The 25,124-nt window shown below is 67.1% G+C and carries 25 protein-coding genes; 4 read left to right on the top strand and 21 right to left on the bottom strand.

Annotation, left to right across the window (positions count from 1 at the left end; translation table 11 throughout):
- Positions 1–57: 57 nt before the first annotated feature.
- From infB to AQZ59_RS00320, 4 genes are all read right to left on the bottom strand, one after another.
- Positions 58–2,796: a translation initiation factor IF-2 gene (gene infB, locus AQZ59_RS00330; protein WP_062612084.1), complete on the bottom strand. Its 2,739-nt coding sequence runs from the start codon at positions 2,794–2,796 to the stop codon at positions 58–60.
- Positions 2,797–2,897: 101 nt separating this feature from the next.
- Entirely contained in the window at positions 2,898–3,155 is a 258-nt protein-coding gene (locus tag AQZ59_RS09885) for a YlxR family protein (protein WP_201783123.1), read from the bottom strand.
- 82 nt (positions 3,156–3,237) lie between these two features.
- The gene (nusA, locus tag AQZ59_RS00325) at positions 3,238–4,239 is read right to left on the bottom strand and encodes a transcription termination factor NusA (protein WP_062612082.1); all 1,002 of its coding nucleotides are present in this window, start codon (positions 4,237–4,239) and stop codon (positions 3,238–3,240) included.
- Positions 4,240–4,247: 8 nt separating this feature from the next.
- Positions 4,248–4,697 (bottom strand): ribosome maturation factor RimP, encoded by a 450-nt coding sequence (locus AQZ59_RS00320; protein WP_062612080.1) that lies wholly within the window; start codon positions 4,695–4,697, stop codon positions 4,248–4,250.
- Positions 4,698–4,736: 39 nt separating this feature from the next.
- Here AQZ59_RS00320 and AQZ59_RS00315 point away from each other — a divergent pair, with 39 nt between their 5' ends.
- Positions 4,737–5,564: a hypothetical protein gene (locus tag AQZ59_RS00315; protein WP_062612078.1), complete on the top strand. Its 828-nt coding sequence runs from the start codon at positions 4,737–4,739 to the stop codon at positions 5,562–5,564.
- On the opposite strand, the gene AQZ59_RS00310 is transcribed toward AQZ59_RS00315, so the two are convergent.
- The 11 genes from AQZ59_RS00310 to AQZ59_RS00260 all read right to left on the bottom strand — a co-directional run bounded on the left by AQZ59_RS00310 (position 5,561) and on the right by AQZ59_RS00260 (position 16,431).
- Positions 5,561–7,339 (bottom strand): proline--tRNA ligase, encoded by a 1,779-nt coding sequence (locus AQZ59_RS00310; RefSeq protein ID WP_062612076.1) that lies wholly within the window; start codon positions 7,337–7,339, stop codon positions 5,561–5,563. The genes AQZ59_RS00315 and AQZ59_RS00310 overlap by 4 nt on opposite strands.
- A 138-nt stretch (positions 7,340–7,477) precedes the next feature.
- Complete coding sequence (locus tag AQZ59_RS00305) at positions 7,478–8,329, bottom strand: GNAT family N-acetyltransferase (protein ID WP_062612074.1); 852 nt, start codon at positions 8,327–8,329, stop codon at positions 7,478–7,480.
- On the bottom strand, positions 8,329–9,465 hold the full coding sequence (gene ispG, locus AQZ59_RS00300; RefSeq protein WP_062612072.1) for a flavodoxin-dependent (E)-4-hydroxy-3-methylbut-2-enyl-diphosphate synthase: 1,137 nt from the start codon (positions 9,463–9,465) through the stop codon (positions 8,329–8,331). The genes AQZ59_RS00305 and ispG overlap by 1 nt, the downstream gene beginning before the upstream one ends.
- Positions 9,466–9,536: 71 nt before the next feature.
- On the bottom strand, positions 9,537–10,808 hold the full coding sequence (locus AQZ59_RS00295) for a M50 family metallopeptidase (protein WP_062612070.1): 1,272 nt from the start codon (positions 10,806–10,808) through the stop codon (positions 9,537–9,539).
- A complete protein-coding gene (dxr, locus tag AQZ59_RS00290; protein WP_062612068.1) occupies positions 10,808–12,019 on the bottom strand; it encodes a 1-deoxy-D-xylulose-5-phosphate reductoisomerase in 1,212 nt (403 codons plus the stop codon). The genes AQZ59_RS00295 and dxr overlap by 1 nt, the downstream gene beginning before the upstream one ends.
- Positions 12,019–12,564 (bottom strand): cell division protein DivIVA, encoded by a 546-nt coding sequence (locus AQZ59_RS00285; protein ID WP_062612065.1) that lies wholly within the window; start codon positions 12,562–12,564, stop codon positions 12,019–12,021. Before AQZ59_RS00285 ends, dxr begins: the two co-directional genes overlap by 1 nt.
- The gene (rlmN, locus tag AQZ59_RS00280; RefSeq protein ID WP_062612063.1) at positions 12,561–13,838 is read right to left on the bottom strand and encodes a dual-specificity RNA methyltransferase RlmN; all 1,278 of its coding nucleotides are present in this window, start codon (positions 13,836–13,838) and stop codon (positions 12,561–12,563) included. The genes AQZ59_RS00285 and rlmN overlap by 4 nt, the downstream gene beginning before the upstream one ends.
- Positions 13,839–13,848: 10 nt before the next feature.
- Entirely contained in the window at positions 13,849–14,733 is an 885-nt protein-coding gene (locus tag AQZ59_RS00275; RefSeq protein ID WP_062612061.1) for a phosphatidate cytidylyltransferase, read from the bottom strand.
- A complete protein-coding gene (gene frr, locus AQZ59_RS00270) occupies positions 14,733–15,290 on the bottom strand; it encodes a ribosome recycling factor (RefSeq protein WP_062612059.1) in 558 nt (185 codons plus the stop codon). Before frr ends, AQZ59_RS00275 begins: the two co-directional genes overlap by 1 nt.
- Before the next feature lie 7 nt (positions 15,291–15,297).
- On the bottom strand, positions 15,298–16,020 hold the full coding sequence (gene pyrH / locus AQZ59_RS00265) for a UMP kinase (RefSeq protein ID WP_062612057.1): 723 nt from the start codon (positions 16,018–16,020) through the stop codon (positions 15,298–15,300).
- Between the two features lie 30 nt (positions 16,021–16,050).
- Entirely contained in the window at positions 16,051–16,431 is a 381-nt protein-coding gene (locus tag AQZ59_RS00260; protein ID WP_062612055.1) for an RNA-binding S4 domain-containing protein, read from the bottom strand.
- A gap of 128 nt (positions 16,432–16,559) precedes the next feature.
- On the opposite strand from AQZ59_RS00260, the gene AQZ59_RS00255 reads away from it, so the two are divergent.
- Positions 16,560–18,113 (top strand): MFS transporter, encoded by a 1,554-nt coding sequence (locus tag AQZ59_RS00255; RefSeq protein ID WP_062612053.1) that lies wholly within the window; start codon positions 16,560–16,562, stop codon positions 18,111–18,113.
- Between the two features lie 4 nt (positions 18,114–18,117).
- On the opposite strand, the gene AQZ59_RS00250 is transcribed toward AQZ59_RS00255, so the two are convergent.
- The 6 genes from AQZ59_RS00250 to rpsB all read right to left on the bottom strand — a co-directional run bounded on the left by AQZ59_RS00250 (position 18,118) and on the right by rpsB (position 23,157).
- Positions 18,118–18,405 (bottom strand): ferredoxin family protein, encoded by a 288-nt coding sequence (locus AQZ59_RS00250; protein WP_062612050.1) that lies wholly within the window; start codon positions 18,403–18,405, stop codon positions 18,118–18,120.
- Between the two features lie 9 nt (positions 18,406–18,414).
- Entirely contained in the window at positions 18,415–19,704 is a 1,290-nt protein-coding gene (locus AQZ59_RS00245) for an FAD-dependent oxidoreductase (RefSeq protein WP_062612049.1), read from the bottom strand.
- A gap of 13 nt (positions 19,705–19,717) precedes the next feature.
- Positions 19,718–20,572: an electron transfer flavoprotein subunit alpha/FixB family protein gene (locus AQZ59_RS00240; protein WP_062612048.1), complete on the bottom strand. Its 855-nt coding sequence runs from the start codon at positions 20,570–20,572 to the stop codon at positions 19,718–19,720.
- Positions 20,573–21,325: an electron transfer flavoprotein subunit beta/FixA family protein gene (locus tag AQZ59_RS00235; RefSeq protein WP_062612675.1), complete on the bottom strand. Its 753-nt coding sequence runs from the start codon at positions 21,323–21,325 to the stop codon at positions 20,573–20,575.
- A gap of 147 nt (positions 21,326–21,472) precedes the next feature.
- On the bottom strand, positions 21,473–22,312 hold the full coding sequence (tsf, locus tag AQZ59_RS00230) for a translation elongation factor Ts (protein WP_062612047.1): 840 nt from the start codon (positions 22,310–22,312) through the stop codon (positions 21,473–21,475).
- A gap of 11 nt (positions 22,313–22,323) precedes the next feature.
- Positions 22,324–23,157, bottom strand: a complete 834-nt coding sequence (rpsB, locus tag AQZ59_RS00225) for a 30S ribosomal protein S2 (protein WP_062612045.1) — start codon at positions 23,155–23,157, stop codon at positions 22,324–22,326.
- A gap of 318 nt (positions 23,158–23,475) precedes the next feature.
- Here rpsB and AQZ59_RS00220 point away from each other — a divergent pair, with 318 nt between their 5' ends.
- Entirely contained in the window at positions 23,476–24,174 is a 699-nt protein-coding gene (locus AQZ59_RS00220; RefSeq protein ID WP_062612043.1) for a trimeric intracellular cation channel family protein, read from the top strand.
- 242 nt (positions 24,175–24,416) lie between these two features.
- Positions 24,417–25,025, top strand: a complete 609-nt coding sequence (locus AQZ59_RS00215; protein WP_062612042.1) for a M23 family metallopeptidase — start codon at positions 24,417–24,419, stop codon at positions 25,023–25,025.
- Positions 25,026–25,124: the final 99 nt, after the last annotated feature.

Here is a 25,124-nt window from a genome sequence, read left to right as displayed (position 1 = left end):
GCGCCCGCATGCGGGCGCGAATGCCGCGGGGCGCCTCCCCGGCGCCCCGCGTGCCACTTAGTCGCGCGGCTTTTCGCGCATCTCCCACGTCTCGATGATGTCGCCCTCGGCGATGTCGTTGAAGCCGAGCGTGATACCACACTCGTAGCCCTCACGAACCACCGTCACGTCATCCTTCTCGCGGCGCAGGGACTCGATCGTCAGCTCCGGAGCAACAACCACGCCATCGCGCACCAGGCGCGCCTTGTGGCCACGGTTGATCGTGCCGCTGCGCACGATCGAGCCCGCGATGTTGCCGAACTTGCCCGAGCGGAACACCTGGCGGATCTCCGCGGTGCCCACCTCGACCTCTTCGTAGATCGGCTTGAGCTTGCCCTTGAGCGCGGCCTCGACCTCGTCGATCGCGGAGTAGATGACGTTGTAGAACTTCATCTCCACGCCTTCCTGGTCGGCCAGCTCCTGCACCCGCTCGGCGGGGCGGACGTTGAAGCCGATGATGACCGCGTTATCCACGGTCGCCAGGTCCACGTCCGACTGGGTGACAGCACCCACGCCGCGGTGGATGACCTGCAACTCGACCTCGCCCTGGCCCACCTCGATCTCGAGGAGGCTGGCCTCGAGGGCCTCAACCGAACCGGAGGAGTCACCCTTGATGATGAGGTTGAGGGTCTCAACCTTGCCCTCCTCGATCGCGGCCGTGAGGTCCTCGAGCGAGATGCGCTTGCGGCGCTTGGCCAGCGTGGCGGCGCGCTTGGCCGCCTCGCGGCGCTCGGCGATCTGGCGGGCGGTGCGGTCGTCGTCGGCAACAATGAGCTGGTCGCCAGCACCCGGCACCGAGGTCAGGCCCAGCACCTGGACGGGGCGCGACGGTCCGGCCTCGTCCACGTTGTTGCCGTGCTCGTCAATCATCGCGCGCACGCGGCCGTAGGCCGTGCCCACCACGATCGAATCGCCAATGTGGAGCGTGCCGTCCTGAATGAGGGCGGTGATGACTGAGCCGCGGCCCTGGTCGAGCTTCGCCTCGATCGCCACACCGCGCGCGGCCTTGTCCGGGTCCGCCTTCGGCTCCACGAGGATGTCCGAGGTGGCGACCACGGTGGACAACAGCTCGCCGATGTTGATGCGCTGCTTGGCCGAGATGTCCACGAACGGCACGTCGCCGCCGTAATCTTCCGCCACCAGGCCGTACTCGGTCAGCTGTGCGCGGACCTTCGCCGGGTTCGCGCCGTCGACGTCGATCTTGTTGACGGCCACCACGATCGGCACGTCAGCCGCCTGCACGTGGTTGATCGCCTCCACGGTCTGCGGCATGACGCCGTCGTTCGCGGCCACCACGAGGATGGCGACGTCGGTGACGTCCGCACCGCGGGCACGCATCTGCGTGAACGCCTCGTGACCCGGGGTATCGATGAAGGTGATCGAGCGGCGTTCGCCCTCCACATCCACGTGCGTCTGGTAAGCGCCGATGTTCTGGGTGATGCCACCAGCCTCGCCCAGCGCCACGTCCTCATTGCGGATCGCGTCGAGCAGCTTGGTCTTACCGTGATCGACGTGACCCATGACCGTGACCACCGGCGGGCGAGGAAGCAGATCCTCCGGATCGGTCTCCTCGCGCTCGGCTTCCAGATCAATATCGAAGGCCTCGAGGATCTCGCGATCCTCATCCTCCGGGCTCATAATCTTGATGTCGTAGCCGAGCTCGGCACCCAGCAGCTGGAACGTATCCTCATCAAGCGACTGGTTGGCGGTGGCCATCTCGCCCATGCGGAACAGGACTGTCACCAGCGCCGCCGGATCGGCGTCGATACGCTCAGCGAAGTCAGCCAGAGAGGAGCCCGCGCGCACGCGCACAGTCTGCCCGTTGCCGCGCGGCACCGAAATGCCGGCGACCATCGGATTTTGCTGCTCCTCCCACTCCTGGCGCTTCATCCGCTTCGACTTGCGACGGCTACCGCCGTTGCGCTTACCAAACGCTCCGGCCGTGGAACCGCCACGCGCCTTACCGCCGGAGCGGACGAAGCCGCCCCCGCGCTGGTTGTTCGACGTGCCGAAGGTGTTACCACCGGTGGTGGCCGGCCTGCCGCGGCCGCGGCTACGGTTCGCGTCAGTCTTGATGTGCTCCGGCATCATGTTCGGTGACGGGCGCGGACCGCCCGCCGGCTTCGGAGTCTTCTTCGCCGAATCCGAACGCATGCCCTGCTTCGGCGCGAACGGCGAGTTACCCGGACGCGGGCGCCCCATCCCCTGCTTGGACGCAAACGGCGAGTTACCCGGACGCGGACCTCCACGGCGCGGCTGCGGGCGCGGCGGGGCCGCATCGCGCGCGGCCTGGGCCGAGCGAGCGGCCTCACCCGGGGTGGCGATCGTACGCTTGTTGGCCGAGGCCGGGGTGGCCTTCGGTTCGGCTGCCTTCGCCTCGGGCGCCTCCTGCGCCGCATCCTTGTTTTCGTCAGCGACGCGCGGGCCCGGGGCGGGCTTATCGGACGACTTGGAGGCCATCGCGGCCGGAGTCGGGGCCGACTTCGCGGCAGGCTGAGCCTCCTGCTTGTCGCTGGTAGCCGAAGCCGCGGGGGCGGCCTGGGCCTTGGCGGGCGCTTTCTTTGCGCCCTTACCCGAGGGCTTCTTCACATCCTCAGGATGCTTGTCAAAATATTCGCGTGCCTTACGCACGACAGGTGCCTCGATACTCGAGGACGCCGAGGTTACAAATTCGCCACTTTCCTTCAGCACTTCCAAGAGCCTCTTGGACGTCACGCCGATTTCCTTGGCGAGTTCATGTACGCGGACCTTTGCCACAGTTCTCCTTATTCTTTGGTCCGCGCGCTCCGGCGTCAGACCTCTTGCAGACAGCTCATCGCTGGGTACTCATCGGGTGCCCATCGGCTTTCTACCCGCTTTCATCTCTTGGGCTTGCGCCCATCGGTCATTTCTCGAGCCAAGAGGCGCATCGCCTCGTCACTGACCTCGCACCGAAAAGCACGATTCAGCGCACGTTTACGCAACGCCAACTCGACACATTCGGGCGTGGGATGGACCCACGCCCCGCGCCCTCCCGCCGCGCGATCAGGATCGGGGACAGCCGCCCCATCCTTCAGCGCGATACGAAGAAGTTCGTGGGAATGTACAACACCTCGGCAACCGACGCATGTGCGCATGGATACGGAACGAGAGTGTGATGACATACCTAAGCTAGTCTATCCCACCCGCGAAGTACTGGGCACGGCCGGCCCGGGTGAGTTAGCTCAACTCTTGAGCCGAACGCTTATCCTCGGACGCCTTGCGAATGTCGATCGACCACCCGGTCAGCTTCGCGGCCAGGCGCACGTTCTGCGCCTCCTTGCCGATCGCGAGCGAGGCCTGATCGTCAGGCACGATCGCCCGCGCCTGACGCGTGTCACGATTGAGCACATCTACCCGGATGGCGCTGGCCGGCGACAGGGCAGCGGCGATGAAAAGCGCGATGTCGTCGTCGTAATCGACGATGTCGATCTTCTCCCCCTGCAGCTCCTGGGTCACCGCTCGCACGCGCTGCCCGTTCGGGCCGATGCACGCGCCCTTGGCCGCGACAGTCGGGTCATTCGACCACACGGCCACCTTCGAGCGGTGGCCCGCCTCGCGCGCGAGCGCCACGATCTCCACCACCCCGGACTCGATCTCCGGGACCTCGGTGGCGAACAGCTCGCGGACGAAATCCGGGTGCGAGCGCGACAGGCGGATCGACGCCCCGCGCGGGCCGACGTTGATGTCAAGGATGAGGGCGCGGATGAGGTCCCCGTGCTTAAAACGCTCGGTGGGCACCTGCTCCTCAGCCCGCAGCAGGCCGCGGTTGTCGCCCAGCTCCACGAACAGGTCGCGTGATTCGCCCGGGCCGGCCGTGGTGTCCACCGTGCCGGCTACGATCTTGCCCTGCTTGCCCTTGAAATCGCCCAGGATGCGGGCCGATTCGGCGTCACGCAGGCGCTGGGCAATGATCGAGCGAGCGGTGGAAGTGGCAATCCGGCCGAAGTCGTTCGGCGTGTCGTCAAACTCGCCGATGACGTTGCCCTCCTCGTCCTCCTCCGGCGCCCACACCGTCACCACGCCCGTGGAGCGATTGAGCTCGATGCGCGCGCCGCGGATCGCGCCGGGCGCGCGGTTGTAGGCGTGAAGGAGGGCCTCCTCGATCGCGCCGAGCAGGATATCCAGGTCAACCCCGAGCTCGCTTTCAACGATCTTGAGCTCATTCATTGAGATGTCCATGGTTCCTCCTAAAACTCGATCTGTACGTGAGCCTTGGCGATCTGCTCCAGCGCGATCACGCGCTGTTCGCCATCCAGAGCAAGTGTTACGTTATCACCTTCGATGTCCTCAACCCGGCCGGTGAGCGCATCCCCACTCGTGAGCACCACGTTGGCCAGGCGCCCCTGGGCGCGCGAAAAGTGGCGGGCGTCGTTCAGCTTGCGCTCGGCTCCGGGCGTGGAGACCTCCAGCGTGTAGGCCCCCGAAATCGGATCGGCCTCATCAAGCGTGGCGGAAACGGCCCGCGTGGCATCAGCCAGCTGCTCCGAATCCACGTTCCCCGGGCCGGACGGCAGATCGATGGTCACGCGCAACACCGAGTGCTTGCCGGCGCGCGTGAGCTTCACGTCCTCCAGGAAGAGCCCCCGGCCCTCGATGGCGGGCCGGATGAGATCAACGATTTCAGTTACCTTTGACATGCGTGAAATTCTACCCGCGCCGTGTGGCAGGATAAAGTTATGGCACATCGGCAAGGTTCCACGCTGGCATTTATCGGCACACTGTTACTCGGGATCGCGCTGTTCGCGCTCGTCATGGTGGTCATGGGCGCGCACCTGGACCGCGACGTCTCCCCCGCCCCCGCCTCGGACGCCGAGGTCGAGCGCCAGATGCTCGCCGCGCGCGCAACCGCCATCAGCGACGACCCGGCGTTCGCCGACGTCGCCGCGCACTGGGCCGAGGCCCTCGGCGGTGTGTGGGTGCCGTGGCCCGACGGCGCCCCCGAGGGTTACACCAATCCTGTCGAACCCTACGTGGCCGGCAGCGACACCCACGCCGAGCTCCTCGAGCTTTCCCGCGCCGCCCTCGATTCTTCGCTCGGACCGATCGCCACCTCGGTGGGGATCTCCGCCCTCACGCTGGGCGCCACCGATGCCGACCAGTGCGGCGAGTACGAACTGTCCGACCTGGCCCGCTCCCTCAACTCCGGGGTGTCAGTAGCCAACATCGAAACGGCACGCCAGTGGCTCGAGTGGCACGCCGCCACCATCCCGGCCGGCCAGCGCGACGCCGAACTGGCCCGCATCGACGAGCTGACCGACCTGCTCGACGCCCAGCTCGCCTCAGGCGCACCCGACGACCGCCCGGTCATCGCACCCGAACCCGAAGGGCCCTACGTGGAGGACGCCTTCAACCTGCTCATCGACCAACTGGCCTTCTCCGCCACCCAGGCTGACCCGGCTGGCAAGCAGGCGATCGCCAGCTTCGTGTGCCACATGGCGAAGACCCCGGACGCGCCTCTCATCGAGGCGCTGCCCGGGATCGAATTCGCGAATGCGGAAGGCTAGCCGATCATCGCGGTGACCTCGGCCACCGCGTCCGCGAGCGCCACCTCGCGCCGCTCGCCGCTGCGCCGATCGCGCAGCTCGACCTTTCCGTCCTTCAGGCCGCGCCCGACGACCACGCCGTAGGGCACGCCGATAAGCTCGAAGTCCGCGAACTTCACGCCGGCCGAGACCTTCTGGCGGTCGTCGTAGATGACCTCCACGCCGGCCGCGTCCAGCTCGGCGGCAATGGCGGAGGCTGCCTCGAAGATCTCCGCGTCCTTGCCGGTGGCCAGCACGTGTACCACGGCAGGGGCGACGTGGGCAGGCCAGATGAGGCCGGCGTCGTCGTGGTTGAGCTCGGCGAGGGCGGCGACCGCGCGCGAGACGCCGATGCCGTAGGAGCCCATGGTCACCACCACGGACTTGCTGTTCTGGTCGAGCACCGTCAGATCGAGCGCCTCGGCGTACTTGCGGCCCAGCTGGAAGATATGGCCGATCTCCATGCCGCGCTCGATGCGCAGCGGTCCAGACCCGTCGGGGGCCTGGTCGCCGTCGCGTACCTCCACCGCCTCCACGAAGCCGTCCGCCTCGAAGTCGCGGCCGTAGACCACGTTGAAGGCGTGGCGCTGTTCGGCGTCTGCGCCCGTGATCCAGGACGATCCGCGGGCCACGTGCGGGTCAAGGAAGTAGCGCACGGAGCCGGAGATCTCCCCGTCTTCGCCCACCACGCGGTCGGGCGAGTTGGGTCCGATCCGGCTGGGGCCGATGTAGCCGGGCACGAGCTCGGGGTGGGAGGCCAGGTCATCGGCCGTGGCCATCTCGATCTCGGCAGGCGCCATGTTCGCTTCGATGCGCTTGAGGTCCGCCTCGCGGTCACCCGGCATACCGATGACCACGAGCTCGCGCTCCCCGGTGGGGTGGGTAGCCACCACGACCACGTTCTTTAGCGTGTCCGAGGCCTGCCAGGGCCGGTCCTCACGCGGCATGACGTCGTTCGCCAGGTCCACCAGCGCCTCGATGGTCTTGCAGTCCGGGGTGGCCACGACCTCCTGCTCGGGCACGCCCGCGAAGTCCAGCTCCGGTAGCGGCGCGGTGGTCACGGCCTCTGTGTTGGCGGCATACCCGCCGTCGGAGACCACGAACGTGTCCTCGCCCACCTCGATGGGCGAGAGGAACTCCTCCGAGCGCGAGCCGCCCATCGCGCCCGACGTGGCCGCGCAGATGACGTAGGGCAGGCCAAGCCGGGTGAACGTGCGCTCGTAAGCATCGCGCATGATCTGGTAGGAGACATCCAGGCCCGCGTCATCCACATCAAAGGAGTAGGCGTCCTTCATCACGAATTCACGCGTGCGCAGCAGGCCGGCGCGCGGGCGGGCCTCATCGCGGTACTTGGTCTGGAACTGGTACAGGTTCAGCGGCAGGTCCTTGTACGAGCTGCACTGGTCCTTCACCGCGAGGGTGAACATCTCCTCATGCGTGGGCGCCAGCAGGTAGTCGTTCTCGCGGCGGTCCTTGAGTCGGAACAGGTTCGCGCCGTACTCCTCCCAGCGGTTCGTGGCCTCGTACGGCTCGCGCGGGAGCAGGCCCGGGAAGAGCATCTCCTGAGCGCCCGCGGCGTCCAGCTCTTCACGGATAATCTGCTCAACCTTGCGCAGCACCCGCAGGCCGAGCGGCAGCCAGGTGTAGATGCCCGGCGCCACGCGGCGGATGTAGCCTGCGCGCACCAGTAGCTTGTGGGAATCGACCTCGGCGTCGGCCGGATTCTCGCGGAGGGTCTTAACAAAAAGATGAGACATTTTCAGCACAAAGCCAAGTGTATATGCCCCGGCCGACAATTCCGTATTCGGCCACCATGTGTACCGAGCGCACGACGCCGTCGCTCACCTCTCGCCCGAATGCCCGACTCTCCGCGCGCAGCTCCCGCACCGCCCGTCTCACAGCAAGATCGTCGAGTACTCCCCCACGGTCTTAAATCCCGCCTTCTCGTACACACGTACGGCGGGCAGGTTGTAGTCGTTGACGTAGAGGGAGACCGTGGGCGCGATCGTGGCCTGAACCAGCCGCGCCACCTGCACCATCGCGGCGGTGGCAATCCCCTGCCCGCGCAGGTCGGGCGCGGTCCACACGCCCTGGATCTGCGCCACTCCCCCGGCCAGCGCCCCGATGTCGGCCTTGAACTCCACGCGCTCGCGCCCATCCGTGCCCCGCCCGAGCCGCACGAAGGTGTGGCCCGCCCGCACGAGCCCGTGCACCCGGTGCGAATACCCCGAGCCGTAGGTGAGGGGATCGTAGCCGACCTCCTCGGTGAACATCGCCACCGACGCCGGCAACACGATCGCGCCCTCGCCGATGCGCGCCGGGCGCACCTCGGGATCGGGCGCCACGCTCTCACGCCCGGCGTATACCATCGACAGCTGGCTCTCGCGCACCTCACGCGCCACGCCCACCCCGGATTCGATCCGCTCCCACAGGGGCATCACCTGCTCGCGCGGACCCACCAGCGAGGAGAAGATGCGGCGGGTGGACAGGACATGGCCGGCGAGCAGGTCCAGGCCGTCGTCGTCGAAACCAAAGGGGACCAGGTTCGCGCCGTTCCAGGCGACGGCCGTGAGTACACCGGCGTCGTCGAAAAGACCAAGCGCGTGGCTGGGACGCGGCCATCCCTCCTCGATCGGGACGCGGGCCAGGATGGTGGCGACGGGGTCAGTGGCGAGGAGGTCGATGGCCGCCTGCCGGTCGGCCGGTCCCAGCCGGCGTAGCCGCCCGGGCCTGCGCAACCAGCGCACTAGACGATCACTTCGACATGCGAGTCCGGATCCTCGGCAAGCCCCAGCTCCTCGGCCACAATCCGGGCGCGCGCGATGAGGGTCTCCACGATATCCGCCTCCGGCACCGTGTCCACCACCTTGCCGCGCACGAAGATCTGGCCTTTGCCGTTGCCGGACGCGACACCGAGGTCCGCCTCGCGCGCCTCGCCCGGGCCGTTGACCACGCAGCCCATGACGGCCACGCGCAGCGGGAACGTGATGTCTTTCAGGCCTTCGGAGACGTTATTGGCCAGCTCATACACGTCCACCTGCGCGCGCCCACACGAGGGGCAGGAGACGATCTCGAGCTTGCGCGGGCGCAGGTTGAGCGAACGCAGAATCTCCTCGCCCACCTTCACCTCTTCCACCGGCGGGGCGGACAGGGACACGCGGATCGTGTCGCCAATCCCCTGGGAGAGCAGGGCGCCGAAAGCCACGGCCGACTTGATCGTGCCCTGGAACTGCGGGCCGGCCTCGGTCACGCCCAAGTGCAGCGGCCAGTCCCCCGCCTCCGAGAGCAGCTCGTAGGCGCGGACCATCGTCACCGGATCGTGATGCTTGACCGAGATCGCGAAGTCGTGGAAGCCGGCCTCCTCGAACAGGCGCGCCTCGTTGACTGCGGACTCCACGAGGGCCTCCGGGGTGGCCTTGCCGTACTTCTTCAGCAGGCGCGGGTCGAGCGATCCGGCGTTGATGCCGATGCGCATCGCGGTGCCGTTCGCGTTCGCGGCGGCCGCGATCTCCGGGATGCGGTCGTCAAACTTCTTGATGTTGCCCGGGTTCACGCGCACGCCCATGCCCGCATCGATCGCGGCGAACACGTAGCGCGGCTGGAAGTGGATGTCGGCCACCACGGGGATCGTGGCCTGCTGAGCAATGATCTTCAGAGCGTCGGCGTCCTTGTCGGTGGGGCAGGCCACGCGCACGATGTCGCATCCGGCGGCCGTCAGCTCCGCGATCTGCTGGAGGGTGGCGCCGATGTCGTGGGTCTTCGTGGTGGTCATCGACTGCACCGTCACGGGCGCGTCGCCTCCCACGAGCACGTCACCCACCTTGATCCGGCGGGTTTTCTTGCGCCGCCGCAGCACGGCGGGCGCCTCTTTGACGGACGGCATTCCAAGAGAAACTGGTGTATTCACGAACACGATTATGTCACTTCCCGCAAAGATTCCCTACCGAAGGCACGCTAGACGACCGGGTTCACGATATCGGCCACGATCAGCAGGATCGTCATCGCGATCAGCGCGAAGAACACGGCGTTGCTCAGCGGCAGGAGGCGGGCGGTATCGAACGGCCCGGGATCAGCCTTGCCGCGTGCCTTGGCGATCGTGCGCCGGGTGCCTTCGAGGATCGCGCCGAGGATGTGCCCGCCGTCCAGTGGCAGCAGCGGGATCATATTGAACACGAACAGCGACATGTTGAGCCCCGCCAGCAGCATCGTCAGGTCCGCCACCCGGTCCGCCGCCGTGTAGTTCACCGCGTTCGAGGAGGTGATGTTACCGGCGATGTCCGCCACGCCCACGATCCCCACAACCCCGGTCTGGTCGCGCTCCCCACCCGTCACCAGGTTCGTGGCCATGTGCCACAGCTGGGCGGGCAGGGTGAGGACCACCTTGGCAGTCCCTGCGGCGATGGTGGCGGTCACGTCCGCCGCGCGCGTGAACGGCTGGCGCTGGCGCTCGAAGGCCGGCGCGATGCCGGCATACGGCACCTCCCGCACCTCGGCCTCGCCCACTTCGTTCTGCTTGGTCTGCTCCACCGGCACGGGTGTGATAACGACGTCGGCCGGCTCGCCCCCACGCAACACCCGGACCGTCACCTGCCCGGTGCCGCCCTGGGCGATCGCGGCGGAGAGCTCGGGCCACGTGGCCACCTCGCGCCGGCCCCATTCGACGATGACGTCGCCAACCTCCAGCCCGGACAGCGCGGCCGGGCTTGGCTCCTTGCCCTCGCACTGGTCGGCCTCGGCCTGCCCGACGCACGGCATGATCGCCCCCACCGCGGTGGTCGGCTGGGAGATCCCGATGCCGGAGACGACCCCGGCGATGAGGAGGGCGGCGAGCACCAGGTTGGTCAACGGCCCGCCGAACATGACGGCGAGCTTCTTCGGCGCGGTGAGGCGCCAGAAGGCCTGGTGCTCCTCCCCCGGCCCGAGTTCGGCGGCCGAGGCCTGGCGCGCCTCCTCGGCCACCGTGATCTGGCCGTTCTTCTCCACGGGGGTGCCCGGCCTGGCCGGGGCCAGCATGCCCGCGATCCGCACGAAGCCACCGAGCGGGATCGCCTTGATGCCGTACTCGGTGCCGCCCCGGGTGGTCGACCACAGGGTGGGGCCAAAGCCGATGAAGTACTGCGAGACCTTGACCCCAAAGCGCTTGGCGGGCAGCAGGTGGCCCAGCTCGTGGATCGCCACCGAGGCCAGCAGGCCAAGAATGAGGAACGCGATGCCGAGGGCGGCCATCAGCCCAGCCGCTCTCGCGCGGCGCGGCGCGCCCAGGCGTCGGCCGCAAGCACGCCGGCAAGCGAGACCTCGCCGGTCCCATCGAAGGAATCAAGCACGGCCGCCACGGTGTCCACAATGTCGAGGTAACCGATCTGGGAGGCAAGGAAGGCATCCACGCACACCTCGTTCGCCGCGTTCAGCACCGCCGGGTGGAGGGCGGAGGCCGCCACGGCGGAACGGGCCAGGTCGATCGCTGGGAAGACATCGGCGTCGTAGGGCTCAAACGTCCAGGCGGCCGGCACATCCCACGCGCACGGGCGCGCCACGTCCTCCAGGCGCGCGGGCCAGGACAGGCCGAGCCCGATCGGCAGGCGCATGTCAGGCGGGGAGGCCTGGGCGATCGTGGAACCGTCGATGAACTCCACCATCGAGTGAATAATCGACTGCGGGTGGACTACCACCGTAATGTCCGCCGGTGCCACGTCGAACAGCAGGGCCGCCTCGATAAGCTCGAGGCCCTTGTTGATGAGGGTCGAGGAGTTGATCGTCACCACGGGGCCCATCGCCCACGTGGGATGGTTGAGCGCCTGCGCGGGCGTCACGTCCTCAAGCTCGGCGCGGGTGCGGCCGCGGAACGGGCCGCCCGAGGCGGTCAGCACCAGCCGGCGTACCTCGCTCTTGCCGGTCACCACCGGGCTGGTCAGCCCCTTTTCGTGGCGGCCCGAACGCAGGGCCTGCGCGAGCGCCGAATGCTCCGAATCGACCGGTACGATCTGGCCCGGCCACGACATCGCGTCCTTAATCAGCCCGCCGCCGATCACCAGCGACTCCTTGTTCGCCAGCGCCAGCGTGGCGCCCGATCGCAGCGCGGCGAGCGTGGGGCGCAGCCCGATCGAGCCGGTGATGCCGTTGAGCACCACGCCCGAATCCTCCGCCGTGCCGGACAGGAAGCCGGCCAGCTCCACCATCGCCTCCTCGCCGCACGCCACCTCCGGCGCGGGCGCGTCGCCCGCCACGGCCTTCCATGCCTCGGCGAATTCGCCGGCGCGGTCGGCGGCGATTGCCACCCGATCGACGTCGTGGTCAAACGCCTGGCGGGCGAGCAGCTCAATGTTGGCGCCGCCAGCGCCCAGCCCGCGCACGCGGAAACGGCCCGGGTGGGTGGCGATGACGTCGAGGGCCTGGGTTCCGATCGAGCCAGTGGATCCGAGCAGGACGACGTCGCGCATCACTCCACCGCCAGCAGGACGGAGACGGCGTGGTCCAAGAAGACGTCAACCACGGACTCGCGGTAGGCATCGGCACCGCGGGCCGAGCCGAAGGTGGCCCCGCGCACCTCGGCCGACGTCAGCTCCGCCTTGCCCGCAAAGTACTCTGACAGGCGCTCGAGCAGCGCATCGACGTCCGCCTTCTTATAACCACGCCCATCGGCGTCGGCGAAGCGCTCCCCGGCCGGACGGAGCAAGCGCGGGTAGAGGGCCTGGGCCTGCTTGTAGGTGGCGGCGAGCCACGCCTCCTCCCCCTCGGCCTCCATGACCTTGGCCCGGCGACGCTGAACGAACGCCGACTCGAGGCGATCGAGGGCGGCGTCGACCAGCGCGGGCGTGTAACCCTTGCGCACCCAGTCGAACGCGACGCCGCGCACGGCCACCTCGTCAATGTCAATCGACTCGTCCCCGGCGTAGGCCAGCTTGGCCTGCTCAAGGAACTCATCGACCTGGGTCGGGTTGTAGCCGTTGTTGAGGCCGCCGACCCGCTTGAATGTATCCGTCATTTTCTCCCCTGTTCCATCACAGCGAGTTGATCAGCCAAATCGACAGGCTCGGCACGGTGCTCAGCCAGGCGCGCCTCCACCGCTTCCTGGGCCTGCTTCGCGCGACGCGCCACGTTGTCCCGGTCCACGACCTCCGCGGCGAGCTGCCCGCACGCACCGTCGATATCCGAACCGCGCGTGTCCCTAATCGTTGTCGAAATCCCGGCATCGATCAAGGTCTGGACGAACGTGCGTGTCGCCCGATCCGTCGACGCCGTCCAGATGCTTCCCGGCGTGGGGTTGAGCGGAATGGGGTTGACGTGCGCCCAGCCGCGCCCGCGCGCATTGAGCTCAGCCGCCAGCAGCTCCGCCCGCCACTGATGATCGTTCATGTCCTTGATGAGGGCATACTCAATCGAAACGCGCCGGCCCGTGCGCACGAAATAGTGCCGCGCGGCGTCCAGCAGCTCACCCACCTTGTAGCGCGAGTTGATCGGAATGAGGTCATCGCGCAGGCCGTCGTCGGGAGCGTGGAGTGAGACCGCGAGCGTCACCTGTAGCCCCTCCTCGGCCAGCTTGAGGATCGCCGGCACCAGGCCCACCGTGGAGACCGTCACGTGGCGGGCCGCCATGCCGAAGCCCTCCGGGGACGGGTCGATCATCCGATGCAACGCCGCCCGCACGGCCGGGTAGTTCGCCATCGGCTCACCCATGCCCATGAACACCACGTTCGTCACCTTCACAGACTCGCCGAGCGCGCCCGACTCGGCGAGCGCCATGTTGAGGCGCAGCTGCTCCACGATCTCGGCCGTGGACAGGTTGCGGGTCAGGCCCGCCTGGCCCGTGGCGCAAAACGGACAAGCCATGCCGCAACCGGCCTGGGAGGACAGACACAGCGTAGCCCGATCCGGGTAGCCCATGAGGACCGACTCCACCACCGCGTCGTCAAACAGCTTCCACAAAACCTTGAGGGTGCGCCCACCATCGGCATACTGCTCGGAGACCTTCTTCACCAAGGGCGGCAGGAGCTGGGACACGATCTCCTCGCGCTGACCTTGGGGCAGGTCTGTCATCTGCGCCGGGGCAGCCGTACGGTGGTCGAAGTAGTGACGCGAAACCTGGTCGGCACGGAAGGCCGGCAGGCCCATGTCGGCCACGAGGGCGCGGCGCTGCTCGCGATCGAGGTCGGCCAGATGACGCGGAGGCTTGCCGCGCCGCTTTTGCTGGAAGGTGAGCGTGGGGCGCTCGCCGCTCTCCACGCGAGGCTTAACTTGCTTGGGCTGAACGTTCATCATCGTGCCTGCACTATAGCAACCCCAGGCCACCGGCAAACATGAGGTAGCACGCAGGGGCACAAAAAAGGATGGAGTCAATCCGGTCAAGCATGCCGCCGTGGCCGGGGAAGATCGAGCCCATGTCCTTGATCGCGAGGTCGCGCTTGAGCAGCGACTCGGAGAAGTCCCCGGCGGTGGACATGACGGGGGTGACGAGCGCGAACAGAACCACCCACGGCCAGGAAAGGCCCACCATGGACCCCACGAAGAACCAAGCCACGAGGAAGCAGGCGATCACCGAGCCGGCAAAGCCCTCCCAGGACTTCTTCGGCGAGATCGACGGCGAGATCGGGTGCTTGCCAAACAGGACGCCAGCCAGCCAGCCACCCGTGTCGTTCGCCACCGGCAACAGGATGAAGGCCGTAATCACCCAAGCCCCGTGCGGCATCGTCGCCATCGCCACCGCGAAGCTGCCCATGAGCCCGATCCAGCCCAGCGAGAAGCAGCCCGCGAGCGCGTCCGTCACGCCCGCGGCGCGCGCATACCCGTTGACCAGCAACGCTAGGACGCAGGTCACCATGTAGATGATGAGCGCGGCCTGAATCCCGTAGAACCAGGTGCCCACCGCCATCGCTGTCTGGCCCGCGATCAGAACGAGGAGCGGGATCTTGAAATTGCGCGCGAGCAGGGCGCCCGCCATCTCCCACTGCGCGATCCCGAGCGCCACCACTACCAGGCCCGCGAAGACCTCGATGCGGATGAAGATCGACGCCGCCACGAGGGCGAGCAGGATGAGCGCAGTGGGGATGGCCGCCTTGAGGTTGCGGCCGGCCCGAGAATGGGACTCCTCGGGTGGCTTGGGTGGACGCGGAGCAAGCCGCGAGAAAATCGCGGCTTGCGGCTGATCTGAGGGCATCAGATCTCCATGAGGTCTTTCTCTTTGCCCTCGAGCAGCGCGTCCACCTGGTCGGTGAAGCGCTTGGTCAGGGCCTCGAGCTCCTTCTCTGCGCGCTCGACCTCGTCCTCTCCGGCCTCGCCGTCCTTCTTGATCTTCTCCAGGACGTCCTTGGCCTTACGACGCGCGGAGCGCACCGAAATCTTCGACTCCTCGGCCTTCGTGCGGGCGAGCTTGACGTACTCCTTGCGGCGCTCCTCGGTGAGGGCCGGCAGGTTGATGCGCAGCACCTGCCCGTCGTCGGTGGGGTTGACGCCCAGGTCGGCGTCGCGAATCGCCTTCTCGATGTCCTTCATCGCAGTGCGATCGTAGGGGGTGATGATGACCGTGCGCGCCTCGGGCACGGTCACCGAGGCGATCTGCTGCATCTGCGTGGGCGAGCCATAGTAGTCGACGATGAGGGAGGTGAACAGTTCGGGGTTCGCGCGCCCGGAGCGGATCTTGGAAAACTCGTTACGCAGGGCGCCCAGAGCCTTCTCCATCATCTCTTCGCCTTCGAGCAGTGCATCTTCAATCATGGTGTCCTCAGTTCTTTGTTACGAGTGTTCCGATATTTTCGCCGCGCAGAGCACGGGTGACGTTTCCAGGTTCCACCATGCCAAAGACGCGCATTGTCATTCCATTATCTTGACACAGCGAGAATGCGGCCGCGTCAACCACACGCAGGCCCTTGCGAAGCGCGTCGTCGTAGGTGAGGTAATCGAGCTTGACGGCCTCCGGATCCGTGCGCGGGTCCGCGCTGTAAACGCCGTCCACTCCGTTCTTGCCCACGAGTAGTTCGTCGCAACGCAGTTCGAGGGCGCGCTGGGCCGAAACGGTGTCGGTAGAGAAGTAGGGCATGCCGGCGCCGGCCCCGAAGATCACCACGCGCCCCTTCTCCAGGTGGCGGATCGCTCGCAGCGGGATGTAGGCCTCCGCGACCTGCGCCATCGTGATCGCGGTCTGCACGCGGGAGGGAACGCCTGCGCTTTCAAGAAAGTCCTGGAGAGCCACGGCGTTGATGACCGTGCCGAGCATGCCCATGTAGTCGGCACGCGCGCGGTCCATCCCCGCCTCCTGCAGTTCAGCCCCGCGGAAGAAGTTTCCGCCACCGACAACGACGCCGACCTGCACCCCGTCGTTCACCGCCGCGGCGATCTCCCCCGCCACTCGCGTCAAGACCGAGGTGTCGAGTCCGACCTCCCCTCCTCCGAAGACCTCTCCGGAAAGTTTAAGCAGGACACGGCGTCGCGTTTGCGAGTCAGACATGGATGAACCTTTCGTCGGGTGATGACCAGTTTACCGCATTCGCCCGTAGTTCGAATCCCGCCCAAACAGCCGGTCCAGTTCGCGACGCTCGCGCTTGGTGGGCCGCCCGGCGCCGGGCTCGCGCGTGGCGATCGGCACGCAGACCTTGGGCCGGGGCAGGGTCAGGTCCGTGTAGGCTTCCCGGGCCACGGGCGCGCCCACGCGTTTGAGGAGCAGCTGCTTGACCTCGAGGATCCGGTCCCAGCCCTGCACGCGGTAGCGCACGACGTCACCCACCTTCACCTTCGTGGCCGCCTTGACCGGCTCGTCGTTGACCCGCACGTGGCCGGCCCGGCACGCGGCGGTGGCCGCCGAACGGGTCTTCGTTTGCCGCACGGCCCACAGCCACTGATCGATGCGCACGCTTTCCATGACAGACAGTGTAGTCGGTGTCGCGCACCACTCCTCGCCGGTGACCCACGCAACTGACCACCCGGGACCTTCCTCACTACGATCAAAACAGAGGTGCTTAGTGCGCCCTTTTTGTTTGTGAGGAATCGATGGCAGAAAACGTCAGCAGGCAACCGAACCAACCCAATTCAAACCCCCGTCACATCCGCGTTCCCGGATCAGATCGGGTCTACGACCGCAACAAACTCCTCTTCGTTCTCCTCGTCCCACTCATGATGACCCTGTTGCAGGTCTCCTCCGTCAACAACATCCTCACCTCGATCGGCCACGCCATGAGCGCCTCCGACTCCCAGCTCCAGTGGGTGCTGTCGGGCTACGCGCTCGCCGTCGGCATCATCCTGGTGCCCGCCGGCCGCCTCGGTGACATGTTCGGCCGCTCCTCGGCCTTCGTGGCAGGATTTTCGCTCTTCACCCTGTCCTCGCTGCTCGTGGGCCTGGCCACCGACGCCACGATGCTCAACTTCATGCGCGTCCTCCAGGGCGCCGGCGCGGGCATCCTCTCACCCCAGACCACGGGCCTCATCCAGCGTTACTTCGTGGGCCAAGCCCGCGCGAAGGCCTTCGCCATGTTCGGCCTGGTCGTGTCGATGTCTGTGGCCGCCGGCCCGCTCATGTCCGGCGCACTCGTGGGGATCCTGGGCGAAGCGGCCGGCTGGCGCTGGTCATTCATCATCAACTTCCCCATCGGCATCATCGGCCTCATCCTGGCCTTCCTTTGGCTCCCATTCGGCAAGGAGCGCCGCCACGTGGGCCCGCACCGCGCCGAGGCCCGCAGCGAGTACATCGAGATGCAAGAAGAGGAGGGCCGCTTCTACGAGCGCCCGAAGATCGACCTCGACTTCCTCGGCATGGTCCTCCTTGCGCTGGCCGTGGTCGGCATCATGCTGCCCTTCATGTCCACCGGCTGGGCGTTCGCCTGGGCGCTCCTTCCCGCCGGTGTCCTCCTGCTCGCGGCCTGGGTGGCCTGGGAGTCGTACTACAAGAAGATCGGGCGCGAGCCGATGGTTAACCTCGAGCTGTTTGGCATCTCCACGTTCTCCTGGGCCACGGCGATTACCGTCTTCCAGTTCCTTGGCATGACGTCGATCTTCGTAGTCCTGGCCCTCTTCCTCCAGCGCGGGCTTAACGTCTCAGCACTCGAGGTCGGCCTGGTCACGCTACCCAACGCGTTGGTCTCCGCCTATGCGGCAGTGTGGGCCGGCAAGCGGGTCCTCCTCAAGGGCCGGGCCGTGCAGGCCATCTCGCTCGCCCTCATGGTGATCGGTGTGCTCGGCATGATGGGCGTGATCTGGGCGATCGGGAAGGGCCTGCCCTTCTGGTGGCTCATGGTCCCCGTCAGCGTGCTCGGCTTCGGCCAGGGCGCGATCGGCTCGACCAACCAGACCCTGTCCATGCTCGACGTGCCCGCCGAGCACGGCGGCACCGCCGGCGGCATCGTTCAGACCGGTCAGCGCATCGCCACCGCAATCGGCATCGCAATGATCACCGCGGTCTTCTTCCAGGGCCAGCACGCTGGTAGCGGCGACACGGCGTGGTACAACGCGATCTACATCGCCTACGCGCTGGTGACCTTCATCCTGCTCATCGCCCTCACCCTGGCCGTCATCTTCTGGCGCAAGGGCACGGCGGAAATCAAGGCGTAGGGGCTCAGCCCTCGCGGTACTCGATCCCCATCCCGCCCTCGGGGTAAACCCAGCTCAGGGCCCCGGGGGTGGCGACTGCGAGGCACGCCCCGCACTCCAGGCACGCGGCGAACTCGGCCGAGATCGTACCGTCGGCCTCCTCGCGATACACGTGCGCCGGGCAGACCGCGATGATCCGCTTGGCCGTGCCCGTGGAACGCACAAGCTCCTGGTCGATGACGATGTGGCTCTCGCCCGTGTGGTAGACGTTCTTGGCGAGGCGCTCGTTCACGCCGCCCGGATTGAAAGACATCCCTGCCTCCTAAAGCGCTCGCAGCGCACGATAGCCGGTCTTGACCAGGTCACCCACGCGGATCCCCGAGCCCTTGAACGCGTCAAGGGCCACCTTCGCCAGGTGCCGGCGCGGACTGAGATCGTGGTGGTAGGCGCCGTAGAAGACGTCCGCCAGCAGCTCGCCCGCCGGCCCGAACATCAGCTGATCATTGCCGAGGAATTCGGGGGTGTGGCGGTAGGTGTGCATGTCCTTGCCCACGAAGCTCGCCTCGTATTCATCCACGTAGGACTGCAGGGCCAGGCGCGAGTAATCGCCCGCCTCGATGGCCGCGTGGACCGCCTTCGCGGCGGCCAGCGCCGATCCGGCCGCCAGGTCCATGCCGCGCACGGTCAGGCCCGTGTTGAGGGTGAAGCCGGCGGCGTCGCCGATGAGGACCAGGCCATCGTGAACGATCCCCTCCTGCATCGCCTGCCCGCCCTCGGCCACGAGGTGGCAACCGTACTCGAGCAGCTCCCCGCCCTCGAGGAAGGGCGCAAGGAACGGGTGGGCCAGCAGGTGGTCATGGATGTCGGTGGAGGCCAGACCCGAGTCGGTCAGCCGCTCGAGCATGAGGACCACGCCCATCGAGACCGAGTCCCTGTTGGTGTACATGAAGCCGCCGCCCGGCACGCCCATCGTGGCATCCCCCACGATCGCGTAGGAGGCGCCTTCGTTGCCTACGAGGTTGAAGCGCTCCCGAACGGCATCCTCGCCGATCTGGATAACGGACTTGATGCCGAGTCCCAGGTTCTTCGTGGGCTGCTTCGGACGCACGCCGGCGCCCTGGGCGAGGAAGGAGTTGACGCCGTCGGCGGCGATGACCACCTTCGCCGTCATCTCCTCGCCCGCGGCCTCGATGCCGCAAAAATGCGTGTCGCCGCGCATCAGCCTATCGACCTTGACGCCGCTAATAAGGCTGACGCCGGCCTCCTCGGCCTGCTGCGCAAGCCACGGGTCGAGGTGGGCGCGCAGCACGCTGACGGCATTGACGGGCTCGGCAAGGCGCTGGTCCCAGTAGTCAATATTGACCGCCGAGGTGGCGTTCAAGAAGCTCAGCGTGTTGCGCGTGATGACGCGCTCCACGGGGGCCTCCTGGGCGAAGCCGGGGAAGATCTCCTCCATCACGCGGCTGTAGAACACGCCGCCGGAAAGGTTCTTGGCCCCCGGCTCGGTGCCGCGCTCGACCAGCAGCACCTCGCGCCCCTCGCGGGCGAGCGCCGTGGCGGCCACGGTTCCGGCCACCCCCGCGCCCACAACGATGACGTCGAAATCCTCCATGTCGGCCCCTCCCCTACGCCTTGAGCGCCTCGATCATCTTCGGCAACACCTCGTACAAGTTGCCGACGATCCCGTAGTCGGCCAGCTCGAAAATCGCGGCCGTCTCGTCATTGTTGATGACCACGATCGTCTGCGCGCCGCCGATGCCGGCCGTGTGGTGGATCTGGCCGGAGATCCCCACCGGGATGTAAAGGTCCGGGGAGACCGAGTGGCCCGAGACCCCAAGATACGAATCGCGCTCGAACCAACCGTGGCCTTCAACGAGCGGGCGGGTGCACCCGACCTCGGCGCCCAGCGCGTCCGCGAGCTCACGTGCGAGCGCCAGGTCCTCCTCGGCCACGAATCCGCGCCCGACCCCCACGATGCGGGTGGCCGCGCCCAAGTTCACCTGCGCGCCCTCGTGGATGTCTTCACTGGCCACGCTCACCGTGTAGCCCTCGCCAGCCACGGTTTCTCCCGCAACCTCGCCCGGCACCGCCTCGCCCTCGCTGACGAGGACCACGGCCGGGCCGGCGAACTCCACGGTCTCCTCGACCATGCCGCCGAAGCGGCTGACCGTGGCGGAGGTGGTCGACAGCTCGCTCACGTTGCGCAGCAGTGGCGCGCCCTTCGCGGCGCACAGCGCACCCGCCAACGAGCGGCCTGCGGGGTTGTTCACCACGAGAATGAGGTCGCCCGCCTGCGCGTCCACCGCGGCCACGACCGCCGGGGCCAGCGCCTCGGCCGGGGCGTCGCCCGTCTCGATCCGGATCACGCGGTCCACCCCGCCCACCGGGGCATCGCCGACGACGACGCCGACCTTCTCCCCCTGGGCCAGCTCAACGAGCGTAGAAATCTCAGAAACGGTGGTCACAATCCAGGTAGTCATTTACAGCACCCCGTCCTCACGCAGGGCCGCCACAAGCTCGGCGGCCGTACCAAACATCTTGCCCTGGCGCACGCGCTTGTCCGGGCGCTTGCGGCCCACCACCTCGAGCGGGGCACCCGCGCTCTCCACGCCCGCGGCCGTCAGCACCTCCACGGGCTTCTTGCCGGCCGCGAGGATGTCCTTCATCGACGGCACGGCCGGGGTGGTTGCATCCGAGGTGGTGGCGACGACGGCCGGGCCGGTCAGGCGCAGCGTGCGGCTGCCGCCCTTGATCCGCTGGGTGAGAACGAAAGCATCGCCGTCGACCTCCACCTTCGCCACGTCGAGAATCGCCGGCCAGCCAAGGTACCCCGCGATGAGCGCGGGCGTGACTCCAGCCGCCTCATCCACCGAAGAATCGGCCGTGAGCACCAGCGAGACGTCACCCACCTTGCTCACCAACTGGGCCAGGGCGGCGCCGACCTGGGTGGCAGACCAGGCCGAGACGGCGTCGTCGGCAAGTATCAGCCCGCGGTCAAAGCCGCGCGACATAGCGTTCTTGCGCGCCATCGGGGAGGCAACCTGGGCAGAGCCCACCGAAATACCCACGAGCTGCGTGCCCGCGGCATCAGCGACCCGCCGGCCCATCTCCATCGCCACCGGATCCGACTCCGACACGGCGGCCTTCGCGCGCGTCCAGTCAACCGTGCCGTCGGCAAGCACCTTGGCATCTTGCGGATTAGGCGCGTACTTGTAGGCCACAACAATACTCAACGTCGTTCTCCCCTTCATCAAACCCTCATTATCGCGCGGGTCGCGCGCAGCCGCGCCCGGGGCACGGCTTTTCATCTGCGAGCAAATACTCGACTTAAGCCAGTGTGGGGTGCGATTACCTCGCACCCCACACCAGTGAACTAGCCCTTACTCCTGGCCAACGCGCACGCGCTTAAAGCCCGTGATCGTGGCGCCGGCGGCCTTGGCAACCTCGCCCACCGAGTGCTTCGGATCGCGAGCGTAGGGCTGGTCAAGCAGGCAGACCTGCTTGAAGTAGCCCTTAAGGCGGCCTTCGACGATCTTCGGAACAGCCTGCTCCGGCTTGCCCTCGGCGATCGTCAGCTCGGTGGCGATGCGGCGCTCGTTCTCGAGCTCCTCCTCCGGCACGTCGCCCTCAGCGAGGTAGGCCGGGGACATGGCGGCCACGTGGACGGCGACGTCGTGGGCGATCTCCTTGCCCGCGGCATCGGTGGCGACGATGACGGCCACCTGGGCCGGCAGGTCAACAGCCGTCTTGTGCATGTAGGCCTCGACGTGCTCGCCAGCGAGGTACTCAACCGCACCCACGCCCAGCTTCTCGCCGATGATGCCGATCATGTTGTCCACGGCGTCCTTGACAGTGCCCTCCGGGTGAGCGGCGGCCAGGACCTCATCGGTAGTCTTGGCACCAGCCTCGACGGCGGCGGCGAGGATGCCCTCGGCGAAAGCGATGAACTTCTCGTTCTTCGCCACGAAGTCCGTCTCAGCGTTGACCTCGACGATGAGGCCGAATTGGCCCTCGTCGTTCGTGCCGATGTGGGACAGGACCAGGCCGTTCGAGGCCGTGCGGCCCTCACGCTTGGCGGCGACCTTCAGGCCCTTGAGGCGAAGGATCTCCTCAGCCTTGGCGGTATCGCCCTCAGCCTCGGTCAGCGCCTTCTTGACATCCATCATGCCAGCGCCGGTCTTCTCACGAAGAGCCTTGATATCTGCAACGGTAATTGCCATGTTGATCTTCCTTAGGCGTTGTCGGTCTCAGCCGGGGCCTCAGCGGCCGGGGCCTCGGCGGGGGCTGCTTCAGCCTCGGCCGGAGCCTCAGCCTCGTCACCCTCGAGGAGCTCGCGCTCCCACTCGGGCATGGGGTCCTCATCCTTAGCGCCACCGCCACGGGCCACCAGGCCCTCAGCGACTGCGTCGGCGATCACGCGGGTCAGGATATCGATGGAGCGGATCGCGTCGTCGTTCCCCGGGATGCCGTAGTCGACGTCGTCGGGATCACAGTTCGTGTCGAGGATCGCACAGACGGACATGTTGAGCTTGTGGGCCTCAGCGACCGCCAGGTGCTCCTTGTTCGTGTCAACGATCCAGATGGCCGAGGGAACCTTGCCCATGTCGCGGATACCGCCGAGCGTGCGCTCCAGCTTCTCCTTCTCACGACGCATCATGAGCAGTTCCTTCTTCGTGCGACCAGAGCCGGCCACGTCGTCGAAGTCAACGAGCTCCAGCTCCTTGAGGCGCTGGATACGGGCGTTAACGGTGGAGAAGTTGGTCAGCATGCCGCCCAGCCAACGCTCGTTGACGTAGGGCATACCCACGCGCTCCGCCTGCTCGCGGATCGGGCGCTGGGCCTGACGCTTGGTGCCAACGAAGAGGATGTTGCCGCCGTGGGCCACGGTCTCCTTGACGAACTCGTAGGTGCGGTTGATGTCGTCAACCGTCTTACGAAGATCAATGATGTAGATGCCGTTACGATCGTTGAGGATGAAACGCTTCATCTTGGGGTTCCAGCGACGGGTCTGGTGCCCGAAGTGGACGCCGGCTTCAAGCAGCTGGCGCATGGAAACGACTGCCATGGTCGTCCTTTCTCACAGCGCGGGTGTGCCGCGCTTGGTTTTACGGTTCTTTGCCCACCACACCCTGTGGCAGGCCCTGGTGCCCCATTCCACGCTCCATCGGACCGATGCGCGGAAGGCCTTGCGGCGAGCGAGCACGCGTAGTCTGTCTTTCGACAGCCTTCCTAGTTTATCCAGGGCCCGCACAGTTCTCCAACACTAAAACTTGGCGCGCGCGGTGGCGTTGCCTACATCGCACCCGGGCCATGCCGGGCTGACATTTGGCGTCCCCGCGGGGCACAATGAATCGGATGGTCATTTCTTGCAGGGAGGTGCGGCATGGATCCTGAGGTTCTCTTCCGTATCGTGGACGTCGCGGGCGTCATCGCCTACGGGGTCATCGGCGCATCCCTTGCCCGCAAGCTCGAATACGACATCATCGGCTACCTCACCCTCGGCATCCTGACCGCGCTCGGCGGTGGCATGATCCGTGATTCCCTGCTTGGCGTGGGCTTCCCCGTGGCGCTGACCGACCCGTGGTACCTCGCCGGCGCGATCGGCGCCTCCGCCTTTGCCTACCTCGTGCCGCTGGATGGGCCGTGGGCGCGACGCGGTCTCACCCTCGCCGACGTCCTCGCTCTTGGCTGCTGGTCCGCCACCGGCGCCGCGAAGGGCATCTCCGCCGGGCTCGCCCCGATCCCCTCGATCTTCCTCGGGGTCATCACCGCCACCGCCGGCGGCGTGATGCGCGACGCGCTCGTGCGCCAGACCCCCGCTATCTTCGGCTCCAACCCCCTCTACGCCACCATCTCCATCGCCGCCGCCGGGATCATGGTGATCTTCCAGCAGCACGACATGTACGAGGTGGGGATGGGCCTAGCGATCCTCCTGTGCCTCATCTTCGGGCTCGCCGCCCGCCGCTTTAACTGGATCCTGCCCGTGCGGCAGATGAACCTGCTAGCCGATTCGCGGCGCATCCTGCGCCGCGAGCACGTGACCAACCTGCGCAAGTTTTCCCGACGCAAGGACTCCAAGTAGCGCCAACCACGCCGTGGCGCAAGCTTGCCGGTCGCTCCGACACAACTCGTGAATCTGGTGCCGCCCTGGCGGCGGTAGCGATCGTTAGCCGGTATTTTCACGAGTTTCGTCGGCCGCCCCAATCGGGACGAGTCCCTGAATTGGGAAGAGCGTGTTTCTCCACAGATTCCCTGCCGGGTGGCCCGACCACATCGGGCACATTATCGGCGTGGGGCTTTCGGCGATTTTGAGAGCCTGGTGGCATGAAGAAGTTTCTTGTTGCACTCGCTCTCGTCTCCCTCGGCGGCGTTGCCGCCCTCACCCTACCCTCAGGCCCTGCGCCTGCTGAGCTCTCGGAGAGTGTGGCGCCCTCGGCGAACTCGGCACTCTCGGCTGACTCGGTGGGTTTGGCCGGCACGGTAGACGCGGACAGCTTGGCTGGCTCGGTGGGCTTGGCCGGCTCGGCGCCCACGGTCGAGTATGCCTGGCCCTCGGGCGCCGAGGTGCCGGTGCTCCGGCCGTTTGCGCCCGGGCCAAACAACTGGGACGCTGGGCACCGGGGCGTGGACCTGGCGATCGCCGCCGGCCAACCCGTGTATGCGGCGGCGAGCGGCCGCGTCATCTACGCAGGCAAGCTCAATGACCGCGACCTAGTGTCGATCGGGCACGCCGACGGGATCCGCACCACCTATGAGCCCCTCTCCCCTGCAGTCACACGCGGGGACACGGTCACGCGCGGCCAGCTCATCGGGCACGTGACCGGCGAACACTGCGCGCCCTCCTCGTGCCTGCACTGGGGAGCCAAGCGCGCAACGAGCGACTACCTCGACCCGCTATCGCTTCTATGGGGTCCGATCATGCTCGTCGAGTAGCACGCCCACCTGCCGTGAGCGCATCAGGCGAACTTGAGGCGCGGCGGTAGATTGCGGGCGCTCCCGGGGCGGGTGCGCCCGCCGTGTACGCACCTCTTC

Origin of the sequence: Trueperella bernardiae (assembly GCF_001469025.1) — a bacterium.
In the GTDB taxonomy this organism is placed as follows: Bacteria; Actinomycetota; Actinomycetes; order Actinomycetales; family Actinomycetaceae; genus Trueperella; species Trueperella bernardiae.
This window is presented reverse-complemented; position numbering and strand designations above follow the sequence as displayed.

Bases quoted from the DNA above. Each gene is read 5' to 3' on its own strand.
- AQZ59_RS00310 (WP_062612076.1), bottom strand. From the start codon at position 7,339: ATGTCTCATCTTTTTGTTAAGACCCTCCGCGAGAATCCGGCCGACGCC.
- AQZ59_RS00245 (WP_062612049.1), bottom strand. From the start codon at position 19,704: ATGGAGGATTTCGACGTCATCGTTGTGGGCGCGGGGGTGGCCGGAACC.
- frr (WP_062612059.1), bottom strand. From the start codon at position 15,290: ATGATTGAAGATGCACTGCTCGAAGGCGAAGAGATGATGGAGAAGGCT.
- AQZ59_RS00285 (WP_062612065.1), bottom strand. From the start codon at position 12,564: ATGACGGATACATTCAAGCGGGTCGGCGGCCTCAACAACGGCTACAAC.
- AQZ59_RS00255 (WP_062612053.1), top strand. From the start codon at position 16,560: ATGGCAGAAAACGTCAGCAGGCAACCGAACCAACCCAATTCAAACCCC.
- rlmN (WP_062612063.1), bottom strand. From the start codon at position 13,838: ATGATGAACGTTCAGCCCAAGCAAGTTAAGCCTCGCGTGGAGAGCGGC.
- ispG (WP_062612072.1), bottom strand. From the start codon at position 9,465: ATGCCGTCCGTCAAAGAGGCGCCCGCCGTGCTGCGGCGGCGCAAGAAA.
- AQZ59_RS00275 (WP_062612061.1), bottom strand. From the start codon at position 14,733: ATGCCCTCAGATCAGCCGCAAGCCGCGATTTTCTCGCGGCTTGCTCCG.
- AQZ59_RS00260 (WP_062612055.1), bottom strand. From the start codon at position 16,431: ATGGAAAGCGTGCGCATCGATCAGTGGCTGTGGGCCGTGCGGCAAACG.
- nusA (WP_062612082.1), bottom strand. From the start codon at position 4,239: ATGGACATCTCAATGAATGAGCTCAAGATCGTTGAAAGCGAGCTCGGG.
- pyrH (WP_062612057.1), bottom strand. From the start codon at position 16,020: ATGTCTGACTCGCAAACGCGACGCCGTGTCCTGCTTAAACTTTCCGGA.
- AQZ59_RS09885 (WP_201783123.1), bottom strand. From the start codon at position 3,155: ATGCGCACATGCGTCGGTTGCCGAGGTGTTGTACATTCCCACGAACTT.
- AQZ59_RS00240 (WP_062612048.1), bottom strand. From the start codon at position 20,572: ATGACTACCTGGATTGTGACCACCGTTTCTGAGATTTCTACGCTCGTT.
- AQZ59_RS00220 (WP_062612043.1), top strand. From the start codon at position 23,476: ATGGATCCTGAGGTTCTCTTCCGTATCGTGGACGTCGCGGGCGTCATC.
- rpsB (WP_062612045.1), bottom strand. From the start codon at position 23,157: ATGGCAGTCGTTTCCATGCGCCAGCTGCTTGAAGCCGGCGTCCACTTC.
- AQZ59_RS00315 (WP_062612078.1), top strand. From the start codon at position 4,737: ATGGCACATCGGCAAGGTTCCACGCTGGCATTTATCGGCACACTGTTA.
- AQZ59_RS00215 (WP_062612042.1), top strand. From the start codon at position 24,417: ATGAAGAAGTTTCTTGTTGCACTCGCTCTCGTCTCCCTCGGCGGCGTT.
- AQZ59_RS00295 (WP_062612070.1), bottom strand. From the start codon at position 10,808: ATGGCCGCCCTCGGCATCGCGTTCCTCATTCTTGGCCTGCTGGCCTCG.
- tsf (WP_062612047.1), bottom strand. From the start codon at position 22,312: ATGGCAATTACCGTTGCAGATATCAAGGCTCTTCGTGAGAAGACCGGC.
- AQZ59_RS00250 (WP_062612050.1), bottom strand. From the start codon at position 18,405: ATGTCTTTCAATCCGGGCGGCGTGAACGAGCGCCTCGCCAAGAACGTC.
- dxr (WP_062612068.1), bottom strand. From the start codon at position 12,019: ATGCGCGACGTCGTCCTGCTCGGATCCACTGGCTCGATCGGAACCCAG.
- AQZ59_RS00320 (WP_062612080.1), bottom strand. From the start codon at position 4,697: ATGTCAAAGGTAACTGAAATCGTTGATCTCATCCGGCCCGCCATCGAG.